The organism is Enterococcus crotali, from assembly GCF_000633635.1.
GTDB classification, from domain to species: domain Bacteria; phylum Bacillota; class Bacilli; order Lactobacillales; family Enterococcaceae; genus Enterococcus_L; species Enterococcus_L crotali.
The window spans coordinates 885526-903661 of sequence record NZ_AYPQ01000001.1 but is presented as its reverse complement, the minus strand read 5'-3'; the positions used below and the strand labels follow the sequence as shown (position 1 = coordinate 903661).

The 18136-nt window shown below is 36.5% G+C and carries 14 protein-coding genes and 2 pseudogenes; 12 read left to right on the top strand and 4 right to left on the bottom strand.

The window, feature by feature from the left end; translation table 11 throughout:
• Nucleotides 1-678 precede the first annotated feature (678 nt).
• Nucleotides 679-1503 carry a sulfite exporter TauE/SafE family protein gene (locus tag V192_RS21110; protein WP_025869103.1) on the bottom strand — a complete coding sequence of 275 codons (825 nt, stop codon included), beginning with the start codon at nucleotides 1501-1503 and terminating at the stop codon, nucleotides 679-681.
• A gap of 27 nt (nucleotides 1504-1530) precedes the next feature.
• Complete coding sequence (locus V192_RS0104260; RefSeq protein ID WP_025869102.1) at nucleotides 1531-1983, bottom strand: MarR family winged helix-turn-helix transcriptional regulator; 453 nt, start codon at nucleotides 1981-1983, stop codon at nucleotides 1531-1533.
• A gap of 565 nt (nucleotides 1984-2548) precedes the next feature.
• On the opposite strand from V192_RS0104260, the gene V192_RS0104255 reads away from it, so the two are divergent.
• Nucleotides 2549-3061: a hypothetical protein gene (locus V192_RS0104255; protein ID WP_128080789.1), complete on the top strand. Its 513-nt coding sequence runs from the start codon at nucleotides 2549-2551 to the stop codon at nucleotides 3059-3061.
• A gap of 379 nt (nucleotides 3062-3440) precedes the next feature.
• A complete protein-coding gene (locus tag V192_RS0104250; protein WP_025869100.1) occupies nucleotides 3441-3986 on the top strand; it encodes an NADPH-dependent FMN reductase in 546 nt (181 codons plus the stop codon).
• Between the two features lie 107 nt (nucleotides 3987-4093).
• On the opposite strand, the pseudogene V192_RS21105 reads toward V192_RS0104250, so the two are convergent.
• Nucleotides 4094-6513: pseudogene (locus V192_RS21105) on the bottom strand (hydroxymethylglutaryl-CoA reductase, degradative).
• Between the two features lie 185 nt (nucleotides 6514-6698).
• Here V192_RS21105 and V192_RS0104235 point away from each other — a divergent pair.
• Nucleotides 6699-7850, top strand: a complete 1152-nt coding sequence (locus tag V192_RS0104235; RefSeq protein ID WP_025869099.1) for a hydroxymethylglutaryl-CoA synthase — start codon at nucleotides 6699-6701, stop codon at nucleotides 7848-7850.
• An 88-nt stretch (nucleotides 7851-7938) separates the two neighbouring features.
• On the opposite strand, the gene V192_RS0104230 is transcribed toward V192_RS0104235, so the two are convergent.
• The gene (locus tag V192_RS0104230; protein ID WP_025869098.1) at nucleotides 7939-8679 is read right to left on the bottom strand and encodes a DeoR/GlpR family DNA-binding transcription regulator; all 741 of its coding nucleotides are present in this window, start codon (nucleotides 8677-8679) and stop codon (nucleotides 7939-7941) included.
• Between the two features lie 175 nt (nucleotides 8680-8854).
• On the opposite strand from V192_RS0104230, the gene V192_RS20815 reads away from it, so the two are divergent.
• The 9 genes and pseudogenes from V192_RS20815 to V192_RS0104185 all read left to right on the top strand — a co-directional run bounded on the left by V192_RS20815 (nucleotide 8855) and on the right by V192_RS0104185 (nucleotide 18106).
• Nucleotides 8855-9553 carry a GntR family transcriptional regulator gene (locus tag V192_RS20815; protein WP_025869097.1) on the top strand — a complete coding sequence of 233 codons (699 nt, stop codon included), beginning with the start codon at nucleotides 8855-8857 and terminating at the stop codon, nucleotides 9551-9553.
• A 17-nt stretch (nucleotides 9554-9570) separates the two neighbouring features.
• Entirely contained in the window at nucleotides 9571-10911 is a 1341-nt protein-coding gene (locus tag V192_RS0104220) for an alpha-L-fucosidase (protein WP_025869096.1), read from the top strand.
• Nucleotides 10911-11804: a PTS sugar transporter subunit IIAB gene (locus tag V192_RS21100; protein ID WP_025869095.1), complete on the top strand. Its 894-nt coding sequence runs from the start codon at nucleotides 10911-10913 to the stop codon at nucleotides 11802-11804. Before V192_RS0104220 ends, V192_RS21100 begins: the two co-directional genes overlap by 1 nt.
• 63 nt (nucleotides 11805-11867) lie before the next feature.
• Nucleotides 11868-12680 (top strand): PTS mannose/fructose/sorbose/N-acetylgalactosamine transporter subunit IIC, encoded by an 813-nt coding sequence (locus V192_RS0104210; protein WP_025869094.1) that lies wholly within the window; start codon nucleotides 11868-11870, stop codon nucleotides 12678-12680.
• A complete protein-coding gene (locus tag V192_RS0104205; RefSeq protein WP_204367676.1) occupies nucleotides 12658-13458 on the top strand; it encodes a PTS system mannose/fructose/sorbose family transporter subunit IID in 801 nt (266 codons plus the stop codon). Before V192_RS0104210 ends, V192_RS0104205 begins: the two co-directional genes overlap by 23 nt.
• A 4-nt stretch (nucleotides 13459-13462) precedes the next feature.
• Nucleotides 13463-14953 carry a rhamnulokinase gene (locus V192_RS0104200; protein WP_025869092.1) on the top strand — a complete coding sequence of 497 codons (1491 nt, stop codon included), beginning with the start codon at nucleotides 13463-13465 and terminating at the stop codon, nucleotides 14951-14953.
• A pseudogene (locus V192_RS19255) lies at nucleotides 14940-16717 on the top strand (L-fucose isomerase). Before V192_RS0104200 ends, V192_RS19255 begins: the two are co-directional and overlap by 14 nt.
• An 18-nt stretch (nucleotides 16718-16735) precedes the next feature.
• Entirely contained in the window at nucleotides 16736-17377 is a 642-nt protein-coding gene (locus tag V192_RS0104190; RefSeq protein ID WP_025869091.1) for an L-fuculose-phosphate aldolase, read from the top strand.
• 24 nt (nucleotides 17378-17401) lie between these two features.
• Nucleotides 17402-18106, top strand: a complete 705-nt coding sequence (locus V192_RS0104185; RefSeq protein ID WP_025869090.1) for an SIS domain-containing protein — start codon at nucleotides 17402-17404, stop codon at nucleotides 18104-18106.
• The last annotated feature ends 30 nt before the right edge of the window (nucleotides 18107-18136 follow it).

Genomic DNA, 18136 nt, shown 5'->3' with positions numbered 1-18136 from the left:
TCGTACTTTTTAATTTCAATCAGATTTTTCCCCGAATATCGTCTCGTTAATATTTAACTTTGCTACAAAATCTTTCGTCGTTTATATTTGCTCGCCTGATCTGATGTTTTTCAAAAAATGGTTTATCATTTATGATATTTGGCTTTTATACAATATATTCATCACTTCTTTTAGCAATAGGTAAGGTAAAAGAGGGCTTTTTATTAGGGATTTGTAGACAAGGAATTTGTTTTATACCAATTATCTTGATTTTTACATATATTTTTGGAAAAAATGGCATTATTTTCGCACAGCCAATTGCTGATGTTATTACAGTTTTCGTAGCTATGAAACTACGTAAAGAATTAGCAATACTAGAAACATACTCCAAAACTAACAATTAAGAAAATCGAAACAATCAAAAAGGATGATTAAATATGAGCAAGGCATTGAATAAAATATAAATCCAGAAGAAATTCAATTTAATTGAAGTTATCAAGAGTTTCATTTTTCTTATTTTCTTATGAAGAAACATTTGTCCATATAAAATACAGGTTTCAGTTTACTGCAATCTAAATGGTATATATACAAGATTGTTTATCATACGACTATTAAAAAATTAGAGCACTAATCAATTATTTAGCGACCGATAGGTGCTCAAAGCTTTTACAATTTAGGATGAATACCAAATTGTTGTGATTAGTCAAGTAACGCTTTTACAGCCATGAATATCATATAGAGACTAAGAGTAATTAGGAACGACGCAAAATAACGTTTGATATTATTATCAGAAATTTTTAGCATTAATTTAACACCAACTTTTGACATAGGGACAGATAATATTGAAATGATGGCAACAGTAGGGAGATGAATGAAGCCTAATGAATAAGATGGTAAATTAGGGTATGTTAGACCACTAATAATAAATCCAATTGTAGCAAAGATGGTTAAGAAAACCCCGCAAAAAGTAGCAGTTCCAATTGCTTTTTTGATATTCATGCCTGCTTTATTGAAAAAGGGAACAATTAAACCGGAGCCAGAAACACCTCCTAAAGTTGCAATCAATCCGATACCAATTGCTGCAAGATAATTTTTAGTTTTAGAAAAATTTGGTTTTTCTCTAATCTGCCTGATTTCTTGTTTACTTTGAATGAGCATTTTAGAGCCAAAATAAACTAAAAAAAAGGAGAAAAAGAGCTTCAGAAAATTTTGATTGATTGTAGTGATGATCTGACTGGTAACTAAAGCAGTTAATAACAGTAATGGTAAAAATGATTTAACCTGAGTAAAATCAATATTTTGATTTCGATACTGATTATAGGCAGTCGCAGAAGTACTTATAATCATTGTGGCAAAGGATGTGCCCATAGCCATAAACATTAGCTCTGATTGTGTTACTCCAATTAATGGAAGTAAAGGAAGTAATGCGGGAACAATGATTCCACCGCCACCGAGCCCAAACATGCCAGATACCACCCCGACAAATACTCCTAAAATTGAAACACCTAAAATGTAAGTTGTCATTATCATAACCTCATTTCTATCACTGATTTAAGCATGATGATCGATCAATTCAGTCGCATGCTTTAGGAATCCGCCAACAACGTCTAATTGATCAGGAGAGAGTTGATTAAGGTAATCAAAAAGCTCTTGATCGTATTTTTTATGGTATTCTTCATGAAAGTGGTAGGCTTGTTGACCTGCATCACTTAGGAAAAGGTGAACTTTTTTCTTATCGTCTACATTAGGTTCTTTAAAGAGTAACTTTCTTTTTTGTAAAATTCCTATAGTTCGATGAACCACCGATCGAGTAATTCCTAACTTACGGGCAAGTTCAGAACTGTATATCCCAGGAAAATCACCAATCATTTTAATCATATGGATTTCTCCACGGTAAAAAGTCATTTCTGGACTACCAAAGTCAAGAACGTTAGTTTTACTATTTGCTATTTTTTCGGTCAAAGTGATAAAAGATGTTACGATATTTTGTTGTGTTGTAGACATAGAAAAAACCTCCTTAGTAATATCAAGTATATTGTCATCGTAGCATACAATTTTATTGTACGTCAAGCTTACAAAAAAATGATATTGAACTTTTTTTGGTCATGAAAAAATTATAGTTCTAAAAGTGATGATTGAAAAAAGAATGATTTGTTTAATGAAAGAAATGGAACAGCTAAATATAAAAGCTATCAAAGGGTAAAATTTATTAAAAGAATGAAAATATAAACGATTACAGTCCATCTATTATCGTAAAAAAGATGCTTGAATAGTCCGAAGCAATTTGTTTTTAATTTTTAATGTAGCGTATACCATGTGAGAATTACCATAGATTAAAATGAAAGCATAACAATCAGTAAGTTTCTAAAAAGACATTAAATCATTCTTTACGTTATATCAACGGTATAACACAAATCAATTATATTTAATAAAATAAGAACATCACCTCTGTATCAGATGAGTGGTACAGTAGATAAATGATGCGCTGACAAGCAAAAGGGAGGTTACCATGAAAAGTATTTATATTCTTTTAACTCGTTCTACAACATATATTTCAAGATTAATCCAAATGGCTACGACAGATGATTACACACATGTCTCCATTGCCTTTGACGATACGTTATCGCAATTCTATAGTTTTGGTCGTAAGCAGCCGCACTTTCCTCTACCCGCAGGACTTATTCAAGAGAGCTTGACTAATTGTTTTTTTGACTACCATAAAGATATGCCTTGTGCCTTATACGAACTGAAAGTATCCAAATCTGTCTTTACACAAGCGCTGTCCGAAGTCCAACGAATGATCATGCAAAAGCAACAGTACCGATACAATATCATTGGATTAGTTTGTTGTAAGCTCTCAATTCAATATCAACGTGAAAAATATTATTTTTGTTCTCAATTTGTAGCAGAGATATTAGAAAAGAGTCGGGCTGTTGTGTTACCGAAACCGGCAGAGTTGATAAGACCAATAGATTATACAAGTTTAGCAGCGGGGAATTGCTTGTTTAAAGGAAAGGTTAGCGAATTAGTTGAGAATCTTAGTGCTTCACAGATTTCACCTGAGTATGAGTTAATCGGATAAATGACTACTGCTCTTAAGGAATAAGGCGTATACTTAGAGTGGAATTTTAGTAAATGTCAGATCGAAATAATATTGATCGATAGGATAAGGGAATCGACTATAGATCGTTATGGTGATTCTAGCAAATAAGTGAGTGAAAAAATAACCATCAATGACTTTCCTGTGCATAATATCAAGGAAGTCATGGTGGTTGTTTGTGTTTAATTAGTAGAAAAATTATTTCTTGAGACAAGTTGTAACGTTCTTAAAAACGTTTATTGAACAGTTGGTTGAGCGAGGTATTAGTTGAGATAATATTTTTGACTTGCATTCTCTAAATAGATGTGATAATATGAAATTACATTAACTTACTAAAAGTAAGTGAAAGGGAGTATCTATTATGACAAAATATGGTGTAATTGTAGGATCTACAAGAAAGAATTCTTATTCAGAGGCAGTCGCAAAAGCAATTGTAAAAGGGTTGCCAGCAGATTCAGATGTAACATTTTTAAACATTAAAGACTTACCATTGTACAATCAGGACTATGATGCAAATTCTCCAGAAGAGTATACGACTTTTAGAAAAGACGTTGCAGCTCAAGATGCATTTATTTTTGTTACACCTGAACACAACAGAAGTATTTCAGCCGCATTAAAAAATGCATTAGATGTTGCATCTCGTCCTTGGGGTGAAAATGTTTGGGCAGGTAAACCTGCGTTAGTAGCTTCTCAATCGATCTCTGGTATTTCAGGAGTCTTGGCTAATCATGTGTTGCGTCAATCATTGGTATTTTTAGATATGCCGACTATGCAACAACCTGAGTTATATATTGGTCAATCTGATAAATTGTTTAATGAAAATCTTGAACCAAATAATGAGGGTACAAAAGACTTTTTAGCTGGGGCTGGAGAAAAATTCAGCCAATTCGTTTCTAATTTTAAATAGTTACCAATAAGAATAAGTCGTTTCTTGCTTCATTTACAAATTGTGTAAAGGCATTTTAACGCAGGACAAAAAAGAATCTAGAGAATTTCCTCTAGATTCTTTTTTTGCTATTGTCTTAATTTTATTAAAAAGGCTGAAGCTTGTTCTTGATTCATTGTTCCTTGTTTTAATTTTTCGGCAATCACGTCGATTTCTGTGCCTTTTGCCCCAATCGACATCGCCAATGAACGTGCCTGTAAGGACATGTGACCTTGTTGGATTCCTTCAGTGACCAACGCTCGTAATGCCGCTAAATTTTGTGCTAAACCTACAGCTGCAATCACTTCTGACAACTCTTTGGCGCTTGCGACATTTAAAATCTCTAATACAGCCTGTGCTTTAGGTAAAATACCGATAGCCCCTCCAACAGTTCCTATTGCTAAAGGAAGCTCGATTTTTCCTTGCAAGGCTCCATCTACAAGTTGCCACTGGCTTAACCCGTGATATGTTCCATTGTTAGCTGCATAGGCATGGGCAGCAGCTGCTACTGCACGAGTATCATTACCTGTAGCTAAAATAACAGCTTCTACACCGTTCATGATTCCTTTATTATGTGTAGCAGCACGATAGGGGTCTAGCTGAGCGAATGTTGAAGCTGCAGTAATTTTTTCTGCGATCAGTTTGCCAGCCGCTAAATCTCTATTTTTACTTAAATTGGCAAATGGGATCGAGCAAGTGGCAGTTACTAAAGATTCTGTCGCATAATTACTTAAGATACTGAATAGAATCTCTTCATCAAACCATTGCCTGAATAAATCAGCAACCCCTTCTAAAATAGAATTAAGAATGTTGGCGCCCATAGCATCTTTTGTATCAACGAGTAGGTCTACGGATAGATAACTAGTATCCTCAGGAAAATGGCGGACTTGGATTTTTTTTAAGCCACCGCCGCGTTTTACAATAGACGGATAGCTTTTTTTTGCATGTGCGAAATTTCTGCTGTTGATCGGTTGATTTTTTCTTCTATAGAGAGTCCATTTAAAACATTCATGAAAACGATTTGGCCTCTTAAAAGACCTTCGGATAGTTCACTGTGAATTCCACCGGCGTTTCTTAATATTTTAGCACCATTACTACATGCTGCAATCACTGAAGGTTCTTCAGTCGCCATGGGTACTTGATAGTTTTTTTCATTTACTAAAATGTCTGTTATAACACCAAGTGGCAAAGCCATTTCGCTGATTTGATTTTCAATCAAGTGACTTGCGATATCTTCATCTAAAGACATATTCTCTAACTCTAATCTGTTTTTGAGAGAAAGCGTTCCTGTTTTTTGTAAAAATGTTAATCGTTCTTCTTGTGATAACTGATAAAATTTTTTATCAGCGCTAGGCTTAAGAGGTCGTTCAAGGAGCATAGCGAGTCCTAAACCACCACCAACACAAAGTGCAGCGATGCCAAAGTGACTAGTAGTTGATTCTAATTGGCGAGCTAGAGTAGACACGATCCTTGTTCCAGAAGCGCCAATAGGATGACCTAGGGCAATACTTCCGCCCCAAATATTGAGTTTTTCGTCAGGGATGTTTAATTCATTTTTAACCACGATTGAAGAAGCAGCAAAGGCTTCATTGATTTCAAATAAATCAATGTCTTCAACGCGCATGTTATTGCGCTCTAACAAGGTTTCAATGGCTTTGATCGGTGAAATACCCATAATACTAGGATCAATACCGACCTCAGTGACATCTTTTATAACGGCAATGTAAGGCATGTGATGTTGCTCGGCAAAGGCTTTGGTTGTTAACAGCATGGCTGAAGCACCGTCACTGATTGTGGAAGCATTCCCCGCAGTAACAGAACCATTCTCTTTGAAGACAGTCTTTAAGGTGCTTAATTTTTCGACTGTGGTATCTTTTCTGATCCCTTCATCCTCTTTCAAAATAGAACCTTCAATAGTGATAGGGACTATCTCATCGATGAAATTACCTTTTTCTTGAGCTATTGCTGCTTTTTGTTGTGATTGGGCCGCAAATTCATCTTGCATTTGTTGTGAAATGGCAAATTGTTCAGCCACGTTTTCTGCGGTCAATCCCATAGCTTTACCGCTAAAAGCATCAGTTAGTCCGTCTACCATCATGGTTGGAACAGGTTTTGTGTAGGTGTCTTGTTCTTTGTAAGTGATTGCAGGAGCAGTAGTCATGCTTTCTGTTCCTCCTGCTAAAACAATATCAGCTTCACCTAACAGTAGAGCTTGTCTTGCTAAGCTGATAGCTTTCATGCCTGAACCACAAACTTCATTGACGGTAAAAGCCGGAACCTCAAAGTTTAATCCGCTATTAAGTGCTATTTGTCTTGCTGGATTTTGCCCATTGCCAGCCTGTAGCACGTTTCCAAAAACGACTCTTTGTATATGTTTTACTGCTTTTTCGTTTCGTTTAAGTAACTCTTTTGCAGCGATTGTACCTAGTTCTACTGCAGATAATGATTTTAATTGTCCTCGATACTTGCCGTTAGGTGTTCTCAAGGCGTCGATAATTACGATTTCCACGACGTCACCTCCAATATGAAATATACCATGGTTTGTGAAAAAAGAATACTCTATAAATCATATTAATAGAAGTTCTAAAATTCTTTAACAAATTTTAAATTGTTCTTTTTTCTACCAATCTTGTTCGAATTTATGATAAATTATAGTAGGTAACGAATTGAGAAAAATGATAGAGGAGATAAACAATGACTATTGGTATCGATAAAATTAGTTTTTTTGTTCCACCATACTATGTAGATATGACCGATTTAGCTTTGGCAAGAGGGGTAGATCCAAATAAATTTCATATTGGTATTGGACAAGACAAAATGGCGGTCAACAAAAAAACACAAGATATTGTGACGTTTGCTGCAAATGCCGCAAAAAATATTTTAACAGAGGAAGATCAAGCACAAATCGATATGGTAATCGTAGGAACGGAGTCTGGCATCGATGAATCGAAGGCGTCGGCGGTTGTTTTACATCGTTTATTAGGGATTCAACCATTTGCGCGTGCATTTGAAATAAAGGAAGCTTGTTATGCGGGAACCGCGGCTTTACAGTTTGCCGTAGCTCATATTTATCGTCATCCAGACAGCAAAGTATTAGTGATTGCTTCTGATATTGCTAAGTATGGATTAGCTTCTGGTGGGGAACCAACGCAAGGTGCCGGGGCTGTTGCTATGTTAATATCAAGTAATCCAAGAATGTTGGAATTGAACGATGATAGTGTGGCGTTAACACAAGATATCTATGATTTTTGGCGGCCAGTCGGACATGATTATCCAATGGTGGACGGACATTTATCAAATGAGACCTATATCCAAGCATTTCAAAAAGTCTGGGATGAATATCAAGAACGACAAAAAAAGACGATAGCGGATTTTCATGCGTTGGCTTTCCACATTCCCTATACAAAAATGGGGAAAAAAGCCTTATTAGCTGCGTTGGAAGAGGAATCGCAAGAAGAGCAAGAACGAATTTTGGCGAAATATGAAGCAAGTATTATTTATAGTCGACAAGTCGGCAATCTTTATACTGGTTCATTGTATCTTGGTTTGATTTCATTGTTGGAAAATGGTCAGTTGAATGCAGGAGACCAAATCGGTTTATTTAGCTATGGATCTGGTGCGGTAGCCGAATTCTTTAGTGGCACACTGGTTGAAGGTTATCAAAAATATTTATTAACGGATCTTCATCAAAAACAGTTACAGGAACGAGAAAAGTTGTCGATTTCAGCGTATGAAGAGATGTTTAATGATCACCTGGAAATTAATGTAGATCAAGATTATGAGGACCCACTTTTATATAGTATTACCTCTGTTTTAAATACAGTAAGATTTTACAAGGAAAATTAACTTAATTAAAAACGATCGATAACATCGTGTATTGAAGTGCTTTTTACAGCAGTTTAATACACGATGTTATCGATTTTTTATTACCAATCTAATTCACATCCAAGAGAATGACAGCTTTCAATAAACTTATTATCTGGTTTTTGATCAAGAATGATCGTGTCAATTGCTGCATAGGTTGAAAACGTAAAAAAATTTTTTTATACAACTTAGAGAGATCACTTAGTAATATCGCTGTTTTTGCTTGTGAAATCATATTGTTTTTTAAATACCCTTGTTGAAAGTCCTCCTCGTAAACCCCAGATAAATCAAAACTTTTACATGAAAAAAAAGCTAAATCTGCATTGAATTCCTGGATAAAAGAAGAGGCTTTTTCTCCTAATAAAGACACTGAATATGGTTTTAAAGTGCCACCTGTAACGATTACCTGATTAGAGGGATTAGTGGAGAGGTCAAGGGAATTTTTCAAGCTATTCGTAATTATGGTCAAATTACTGAATTCATTGATATAAGGACATAAAGCATTTGTCGTGGTACTTGAATCTAAAAAGATAGTTTTTCCATTTTCTAAATAATTGGAGGCGAGTTTAGCGATATAATTTTTTTCGATAGAATGGTCTTTTTCTCTTAATTCATGAGCGGGTTCATTGTTTTCAAAAAGAGATACTTGTCCGTGATTTTTATGGATCAGACCTAGTTTTTCAAGATGAATAAGATCTCTTCTAATAGTGGAAAGGCTGACAAATAGTGATTGGCTTAATTCTTTTGGTTTAATGTATTTCTTCTTTCTGATAACTGCAAGTATCTCCTCTTGTCGTTCATTTTCAAGCATATAACATTCCTCCGTTGTGAACTTATTTGAATAAAAATGGATAATTTATTCTGTTTTTGTGAATAAAATTCAATATTTTTTTATTTATAGAATTTGCGATAAGACTATTGTAACATGTGTGTAAGCGATTTACTTATTAAATTTATCATGGTGAATGAGGGAAAGTGGTGGCGGTGTGAACAAATATGAACATATTGTGAATGATCTAAAAAAGCAGATTCAAGAGAAGGTAGTATTTCCAGAAGATAAACTCCCTACAGAAAAAGAATTGATGGAAAAATATGGAGTTAGTAAAACAACGATTACCAAAGCATTCTCAATTTTAGAACACATGAATCTGATTTATAGAAAACAAGGAGCAGGCACCTTTGTCACAAAATCAATGGTGGATCGAAAAGTCTATTTCACTGAAAATAACTGCTTTTCAAAAATGGATACTCAAAAAACAGAGCTCGTCAACATCTATGAAAGTGTTGATCATGTCAATAATCAGCTATTGAAAATAAAAGAGGTAGAAAAAGTCTATGTGGTCGAGCGAATAAAGTATGTTAATGGGCAAGCATTTACGTTACAACGAAATTTTATACCAGAGAGATATTTTTCAAGTTTCGATTTTCTTACAGCAAAAGATGGCCTTTCTGTGTCAAAAAATTTCTATCAACATTTCCAAATCAATACATTTAACACTGAATTTGAAGAGACAATCCAAATTGTTGATGATATTTCTAGCGAAGATTTGGCAAAAATCAATTTAAGTATTGGAACGCCTGTAATTAAATTTTATAAGAAAAGTTTTATTGATGGAAAAATTTATGAAATCATTGAAACATTTTTGGATTATAAACATTATCAGCTGACGCTGAAATCGTTTTGATAAATGGAGGAATTAAGATGGTAAGAGAAATTGAGTGGCCAGAAAATTATGGGGATCCGAAATGGTTTGTCCATGATCGATTTGGCTTGTTTATCCACTTTGGCTTGTATTCGGTAGCAGCACGCCATGAGTGGGGAATGACACTGGAGGAACAAAGCGTAGAGGAATATCGGAAATATTTTGAGGTGTTTGATCCTGATTTGTTAAAGCCGGAAGAATGGGCAAAACAAGCAAAAGACATTGGCTTTAAATATGTTGTCATTACAGCGAAACATCACGACGGATTTGCCTTATGGGACACGGATTATTCTGACTATAAAATCACGAATACACCGTATGGGAAAGATTTGCTGGATGAATTAGTGACGGCTTTTAAAAAAGAAGGGCTTCGAGTTGGCTTTTATTATTCTTTACTGGATTGGCAGCGTGCTGATTTTCTAGTTGATGGGTATCATCCGGAGCGGAATAATCTGGAATATATTAAAACGCATCCAGGAGATATGGTTACCTATCAGCAATTTATGAAAGACCAAATTAGAGAGCTGTTAACGAATTATGGAACGATTGATTATCTATGGTTTGATTTTTCTTATCCTACGAGGGATTGGGGAAATTCTATTGGAAAAGGAAAAGCAGAGTGGGATTCTGAAAAACTAGAAGAACTTATTTTAGAGCTGCAACCTCAAATAATCATCAATGATCGATTAGACCTTCACAGAGGTATAGGGACACCAGAACAATACCAACGAACCAACGGAATGGAAAAAAATGGAAAGGAATTGATTTGGGAAGCTTGTCAGACATTAAATGGCAGTTGGGGATATGACCGGAATAATCTAGACTGGAAAAGCGCAGATACGATCATTCAATTATTAGTTGATAATGTCTCGAAAAATGGCAACATGCTGCTTAATGTTGGTCCAAATGGCAGAGGGGAGTGGGATAAAACTAGTTTAGAAATATTAAGTGAAATACAAGACTGGATGAAATATCATTCAGAAGCGATTTATGGTTGTCGACGTAGTGACTATGAAGCGCCACAAGATTGCCGATATACTCAAAAGGGGAATCGCATCTATTTACACTGTTTCTCATGGCCTTATCGTACGATTTTGCTTAACGGATTAGGAGGTAAAATCAAATTCGCACGTTTAATGAGTGATGGGTCTGAAATACAATTTAAAGATTCGAAAACAATTACAGGAGTACGGCCGTCCTATAAAGACTTGCGTAAAGAAATTACGGAGGTAAACATCAAAGAATCGTTAGATCCAGAGTCAGTCATCTTAAACTTACCGATTCGAAAACCTTTTAGTACTGTTCCTGTTATTGAATTGATTTTAAAGGAGGAATTGTAATGAATTATCTCATTGTTGCTCATGGGCAATATTCTGAAGCGTGCCTTTCAAGTTGTGAAATGATTACTGGAAAACACGATAATATTTTTGCCGTGTCGTTTACAGAGGAGTTGTCCAGAGATGATCTAATCGAAAAAATCAATGCAATTTTGGATAGTCGCCGAGACCAAGAGTTTATTTTCTTAACAGATATTTATGGTGGAACGCCGTATAACGCGTCAAAAATGGTTTATGAAAATCGAACCTCTACAGTAGGGATTTTAACAGGAATTTCGTTGCAATTCCTCATTCCAATCGCTCTAGGAGAAAGAATTTCTGATGTTCTTGCTAAAACAGATCAGCTGTTTAGCTATGAAGGAAAACAAACAGAGGATAAGGCCGTGGAGAAAAAAATAATTATTCCAGTAAATGTAGAAAAAAATGGAATTATTCAGATAAGAATCGACGAAAGGCTGATTCACGGACAAGTTGCAACTTCTTGGATCGGTCATTTATCAGCTACAAGGGTCATGATCATTGACGATACAATTGTTAAAAGTGACATGGAAAAGTCTGCCTTACGAGCGGCTTGTCCTAAAAATATCAAATTAAGTATCTTAACAATTGACAATGCAGCTAAACGAATCAATGAAGGTTTTTACAGCGAAGAAAGGCTTTTGATCATCGTAAAAAATCCTTCGATAGTGAAGCAATTGTTTGAGTTTGGTGTGCAAATGCCCAGTGTTACGGTCGGTAATATGTCTAAAAAGGAACATAGGGAGTTGTTGAAGAAGTCTGTTTATATCTCTAAAGAGGAATTAAACGATTTACTATATCTTGAACATCAAAACATCAACGTAAATGTTCAAATGGTGCCAAATGAAGAAAAGAAAAAAATCTCTGATTATCTCTGATTGGCTTTTTCTATTGAAAATGAAACAAGGCTCGCTCAACTTTTAAATCGAGGAGGAACATAAATGAACATTGAAATATGGCAAATCATTCTATTGACGCTTTTAGCGTTTATCGGTGTAGTTGAAATGTTGGGGACAAATATTCTAGCTGGACAAGCAGTTATTATCGGAATGCTTGCGGGAATCATTATGGGAGATATCAAAACAGGGTTAGCAGTTGGAGCAACGCTTCAACTAATGGGGTTAGGGATACAGGCGTACGGAGGCGCATCAGTTCCTGATTATATGACAGCTTCGATCATTGGAACAACGTTTGCTATTTTGTCGAATAAAGGGGTTGAATTTGGCTTAAGTTTAGCTATTCCAGTCGGATTGTTGATGGTCCAGTTAGATATTTTGGCAAGATTTTGTAATGTATTTTTCCAAAAGAGAATTGATAAAGCTATCGCTAAAACAGATGTTAAGAAGGTTAAATTAAACAATCGTTTAGGTGTGTTATCATGGGGACTTTCACGGTCCTTGCCTGTTTTTGTCATGTTGGTGTTTGGAGAAGGGTTAGTAAATCTAATGTTGAACTACATTCCGGCATGGCTAACGAATGGATTGGCATCAGCGGGGGGATTACTTCCAGCCGTAGGGATTGCAATTTTACTCAGGTATCTACCAGTAAAAAATTATATTACTTATTTTATTGTGGGATTTGCGGCAGTGGCTTATTTAAGTGTTCCGATGTTTGGTGTCGCATTGATTGGTTTTGGTTTAGCTTTGAAAGCCTTTAAAGACACGATCAAGGAACAAAATCAAAAGGAACAACAAACCGTTGTCTATTCAGCAAATATGAATGGAGGTCTTCATGATGGAGAATACGAAGATTAATAAGCAAGATTTGAAAAAAGTTAGTATCAATTGGCTATACGGCAGTCAAATGGCTTGGAACTATGAAAAAATGATGGCGCCAGGCTATCTTTATGCGATGCTGCCTGCCCTGCAAAAATTGTATCCAGAACAAGAGGATTTGCAAAAGATGATGCTCGTTCATAATCAGTTTTTTAATACTACGCCACATATGGGTGGGTTTATTTTAGGTATCGATATCGCAGCAGAAGAAATCGAAGGCATTGAATCTAAAGAAGCCGTCTCAAGTATTAAAACAGGGTTAATGGGTTCGTTTGCTGGCGTTGGAGATACGATTTTCGGCGTACTTTTCCCAACGGTCTTCGGTTCTGTTGCGTCATATATGGCTTTGAATGGCAATGCAATCGGTGTGTTGATATGGATTTTAGTGAATATAGCTATTCTGATTTTTCGCTATCATACTGTGTTTATTGGCTATAAACAAGGAGCGAAATTAGTTGGCGCCATGTCTGGTCGTCTATCAGCTTTAACCGACGCTGCAACACTTCTTGGGATCACTGTGATCGGTGCGCTGATTCCTTCTGTTGTAAAAGCCCCGATTGTTTGGGAATTTAAATCTGGAGAAGTCACATTAAAACTGCAAGAAACATTGGATCAAATTATGCCAATGCTAGTACCAGTATTAGTTGTAGCACTGGTTTATTATTTGCTTGGAACAAAGCATTTTAATTCTACTAGGGCGATTTTGTTTATTGTTGTGTTAGCGATTCTATTACGAGCTTTGAACATTTTAGGGTAGCGAGATGAACACAACGGTTGTAGCAATTGACTTAGGTGGCTCTTCAGGGCGCGTAGTCTTAGGGGAATTAGTAGATGAAGCCATTACATTTAGAGAAATTCACCGTTTTAAAGCGTATAACATTTATAAGAATAATCATATCTATTGGGATATCAACAAGATTTTTAAGGAAATAATAGTTGGACTTCAACTAGCACATTCCAGTGTACCGGATTTTCAAAGTATTGGAATTGATACTTGGGGAGTGGATTTTGGCTTGGTTGGTAAAGAAGGTTTGGTTACCTTACCCTATTCTTATCGGGATAATTATACAGATCAAACCTATAGTAGGGTTCAATCAGAGCTAAGTAAAGATTACTTGTTTGAACGAACTGGACTGCAGACGTTAGCGATCAATTCCTTGTTTCAATTAGTAGCACAAAAGGAATTTGGAGTGCTCGATCAAGCACAACATTTCCTGCTGATTCCCGATTTACTGAACTATTTTCTAACAGGAATCGCACGAACAGAACTGAGTATTGCATCCACTACACAATTAATAAATCCATATAATAAGCAATGGGATCAAGAACTGATTGAGAAATTGGATTTACCAGATCGCATTTTTCCAGAGCTCGTTGCAGCAGGGACTGTTTTAGGAAAAGTGAAGCCGAATATCGTGCCAGAGTTATCACTGGATAATGTAAAAGTGATCAATGTTGCTGCTCATGATACTGCCAGTGCCGTATATAGTATTCCGGAGCTAAAAGATCACCTGTTTATCTCATCGGGTACTTGGTCTTTGCTTGGTTTAGAAGTGGAAACACCGATGATCACACAAGAAATAATGGATTTAGAATTTTCTAATGAAAAAAGTGCTTCTGGCAAAACGCTATTATTAAAGAATCTTACTGGATTATGGCTGATCGAAGAAGCAATAAGAGACTATCAAACGATTGGGGAAAGATATCATTACTCAAAAATAACAAGCATGATTGGTCAACATGATAAAAATGAAGAGAATATTTGCTTCTTCGATACAGATGCTCCGGATTTTGCAACGCCTGGAAATATCGTCAAAAAAATTCAGCAGTTCGCAGAGAAAACGCATCAAAATGTACCACAGAAGGCTACTGAAATTTTTGAAAGTATATATAAAAGCTTAGCCTTTAAATATCGACATACCATAGATGAATTAAATGTTAACACTGATCTAAGGATCGAGGACAAGCAAATAATAATCGTTGGAGGCGGCGCTAAATCGACGATATTATGTCAGTATACGGCTAATTGTCTGAATAAAAGAGTGAAGGCAGGCTTATCTGAAGCTTCAGCAATTGGTAACTGTTTAATGCAATTTGAAGCCAATAAAGCTGCATCAAGAAGGCAGTTAGAACAATTAATCAGCAAGAATGTAGTATTTGAACACTACGAGCCAAAAGAGGTCAGTAAATGGAACGCTGATTATCTTATTTATAAAAAGATAATGGAGGATAGAACCAATGAATTATCCTAAAATCGGTATTCGCCCAACAATTGATGGCAGACAAGGGGGCGTTAGAGAAAGTCTTGAAGAACAAACAATGAATATGGCAATGGCTGCTAAAGAACTAATTGAGAAAAATCTACATTATGCGGACGGGACTTCTGTTCAATGTATCGTAGCCGACCGTACAATCGGCGGTCAAGGGGATGCTGGAATTGTACGTGAACAATTTTTACAAGAAAACATAGTAGCTACTCTTTCAGTTACTCCTTGCTGGTGTTACGGAACAGAAACAATGGATTTGGAGTCAACTCATATTAAAGCGATTTGGGGTTTTAATGGGACCGAACGCCCAGGAGCAGTTTATCTAGCTGCTGCGATGTCAGGCTATGCACAAAAGGGGATCCCAGCGTTTAAAATCTACGGACAGGATGTGCAAGATCTAGATGATCAGACGGTACCAGAAGATGTTCAAGAAAAAATCTTATCTTTTGCTCGGGCAGCTATCACTGTTGGGCAAATGAAAAATAAATCTTATGTCAATATCGGATCTTCGTCTATGGGAATCGCAGGTTCACAAATCGACAGTAAATTTTTTAATGACTATCTTGGTATGAATGTGGAATTTGTTGATATGACAGAAATATTAAGGAGAATGCAGTTAACGATCTATGATCCAGTTGAGTACGAGAAGGCTTTAAAGTGGATCGAAATGAATTGCCATGAAGGAATCGATATAAATCAAGGAAAAAACTATTCCGATGTCATTACTAAATCCAAAGTGATTCCAGAATCAGAGGACTGGTCATTTATTGCCAAACAAGCAGTGATCATTCGTGATATTTTATTTGGTAATCCAAAATTAGAAGAACGTGGCTGGTTGGAAGAAGCCAGAGGCAGAAATGCCATAGCAGGAGGATTTCAAGGTCAACGTCAATGGACTGATTGGTTACCAAATGGTGATTTTGCTGAAGCAATCATGACGTCAACTTTTGATTGGAATGGTCGAAGAACACCGACTGCTTTTGCAACAGAAAATGACTCGCTAAATGGCGCTTCAATGCTATTGGCAACTCTTTTAACGAATAAGGCACCAATTTTTCCGATGTTCGAACCTACTGGTCACCAGAAGCTGTTGAGCGAATCACGGGCAAAAAATTACAAGGCAAAGCTAAAGGTGGTATTCTTCATTTGCTAAATTCGGGAGCATCGGCACTAGATGGAACTGGGGCTGTAAAAGATGAGAAGGGTTCTTCTATTATGAAAGAGTTTTGGCAAATGACAGAAGCGGATATTCAAAAGTGCTTAGAGAAAACAAAGTGGTGTCGAGCAAATTATGAATATTTTCGGGGCGGCGGTTTTTCTTCACAATATGCCTCAGAAGGTGAAATGCCCTTGACGATGATTAGAATCAATCTTGTAGAGGGGGTTGGCCCAACGATTCAACTCATTGAAGGCTTTACCTGTGAACTGGAAAGTGAAATACATGAAGTACTAGATCAAAGAACGGACCAAACCTGGCCGACCATTTGGTTTGCGCCCAGCTTAGCAGATGAGTCTACAGATGTATATGAAGTCATGAATTACTGGGGATCCAATCACTGTGCTTCTGTTTATGGACACGTAGGAGCTGAATTGATCACTCTGGCTAGTATGTTAAGAATCCCTGTATCATTCCACAATGTAGCAAAAAATCGAATTTTTAGACCTCATGCTTTTTCCGGTTTTGGCACGGACAATTTAGAAGGTGCAGATTTTGCTGCTTGTCAATTCTATGGACCCTTATATAAATAAAGATGGGAAGTTAAATATATGCAAATGATCGAAGAAAGAAAAAAACTTATTACTTATGGGAAAAAATTGCTTCAAGACAACTATACCTTGGGAACCGGCGGCAATCTTAGCATCTTTGATCGGGAAAACAAGTTGATGCTGATTACGCCTTCAGGTATTCCTTTTCAAGAAATATCAGAAGCTGATTTAGTTTTAATGACTTTGGAAGGGACAGTTGTTGAAGGCGATAAGAAGCCTTCTAGTGAATGGTTTATGCATAAAATATTTTATGAAAAAAGAACGGACTTAAATAGTTTGATTCATGCACATACGATTTATTCGACGGTACTGGCTGAATTACGTTGGACCTTGCCAGCTACTCATTATATGATTGCTGTGGCAGGACCGGACGTGCGCTGTGCAAAATATGCGAGTTATGGAACAAAAGAATTAGCCGAAAATGCTTATGCGGCGATGGAGGACCGAAAGGCTGTTTTACTTGCAAATCATGGTGTTTTAGTGGGACATAAAGATCTTGAAAATGCCTATAATGTTTTAGAAGAAGTCGAGTATTGTTCAAACATCTATTACCGGGCTAAAAGTGTTGGAGAACCTGTTGTTTTGGACGATGCTGAAATGTTGCGGATGGCTACCAAGTTTGAAACATATGGTCAAATCTGATAGAAACGAAAGGAGCAAGTAATTATGAGCCTTACTTTTTTTGATGAATGTCGAAAATTAACGGATCTTTTAGAAATAAAAGAACGTGAAAATATTGCTAAAGCGGCAGAAATCGTTGCAGATGGAATCATCGAGGGGGGCGTTACGCAAGCCTTTGGAAGTGGTCATTCTTACGCTGGGGCTCTTGAAATCAGCGGCCGTGCGGGTGGATTAATTCCTTCAAAAACAATTATGGACCCTGCCGGTGGGATGTATGAACAATTCGAAGGTGTGGGGAAAATGTTAGGGCACAAGATGATGATCTGTCCTAATGATGTCTTTTTCCTGATTTCCAATTCTGGGCGTAATCCAATGAGCATTGAATTAGCAGAAAGAATCAAAGAGCATGGAAATAAGCTGATTGTAGTGACAGCGCTCTCTGTGTCTAAACAGTCTACTTCACGACATAGTAATGGTAAATTGTTGTACGAATATGCTGATGTAGTATTAGATAACCATTCAATTGAAGGAGATGCTGCTTTGAGTATTCCAGGATTGGATACAAAGGTTTGCGGGACGTCTTCATTTGCAGCGACATTGTTATTGCAGCAAACGATGTATCAAGCATTTGAGCTTATGGTGCAACGTGGCTTTGTTCCTCCTGTGTATAGGAGTGCTAATATTGATGGAGGAATGGAATACAATTTGGAAATTGAGAAACGCTATGCAGATCGAATTTTTCATATTTGATTAAAAGATTGTTTTTTCATGGTTTATTCA

What these genes read in the sequence shown, in the direction of transcription:
- V192_RS0104255 (WP_128080789.1), top strand. Translation starts at nt 2,549, where the DNA reads ATGGCTACGACAGATGATTACACACATGTCTCCATTGCCTTTGACGAT.
- V192_RS0104200 (WP_025869092.1), top strand. Translation starts at nt 13,463, where the DNA reads ATGAACACAACGGTTGTAGCAATTGACTTAGGTGGCTCTTCAGGGCGC.
- V192_RS0104250 (WP_025869100.1), top strand. Translation starts at nt 3,441, where the DNA reads ATGACAAAATATGGTGTAATTGTAGGATCTACAAGAAAGAATTCTTAT.
- V192_RS0104205 (WP_204367676.1), top strand. Translation starts at nt 12,658, where the DNA reads ATGATGGAGAATACGAAGATTAATAAGCAAGATTTGAAAAAAGTTAGT.
- V192_RS21100 (WP_025869095.1), top strand. Translation starts at nt 10,911, where the DNA reads ATGAATTATCTCATTGTTGCTCATGGGCAATATTCTGAAGCGTGCCTT.
- V192_RS0104185 (WP_025869090.1), top strand. Translation starts at nt 17,402, where the DNA reads ATGAGCCTTACTTTTTTTGATGAATGTCGAAAATTAACGGATCTTTTA.
- V192_RS0104260 (WP_025869102.1), bottom strand. Translation starts at nt 1,983, where the DNA reads ATGTCTACAACACAACAAAATATCGTAACATCTTTTATCACTTTGACC.
- V192_RS0104190 (WP_025869091.1), top strand. Translation starts at nt 16,736, where the DNA reads ATGCAAATGATCGAAGAAAGAAAAAAACTTATTACTTATGGGAAAAAA.
- V192_RS0104230 (WP_025869098.1), bottom strand. Translation starts at nt 8,679, where the DNA reads ATGCTTGAAAATGAACGACAAGAGGAGATACTTGCAGTTATCAGAAAG.
- V192_RS0104220 (WP_025869096.1), top strand. Translation starts at nt 9,571, where the DNA reads ATGGTAAGAGAAATTGAGTGGCCAGAAAATTATGGGGATCCGAAATGG.
- V192_RS0104235 (WP_025869099.1), top strand. Translation starts at nt 6,699, where the DNA reads ATGACTATTGGTATCGATAAAATTAGTTTTTTTGTTCCACCATACTAT.
- V192_RS21110 (WP_025869103.1), bottom strand. Translation starts at nt 1,503, where the DNA reads ATGACAACTTACATTTTAGGTGTTTCAATTTTAGGAGTATTTGTCGGG.
- V192_RS0104210 (WP_025869094.1), top strand. Translation starts at nt 11,868, where the DNA reads ATGAACATTGAAATATGGCAAATCATTCTATTGACGCTTTTAGCGTTT.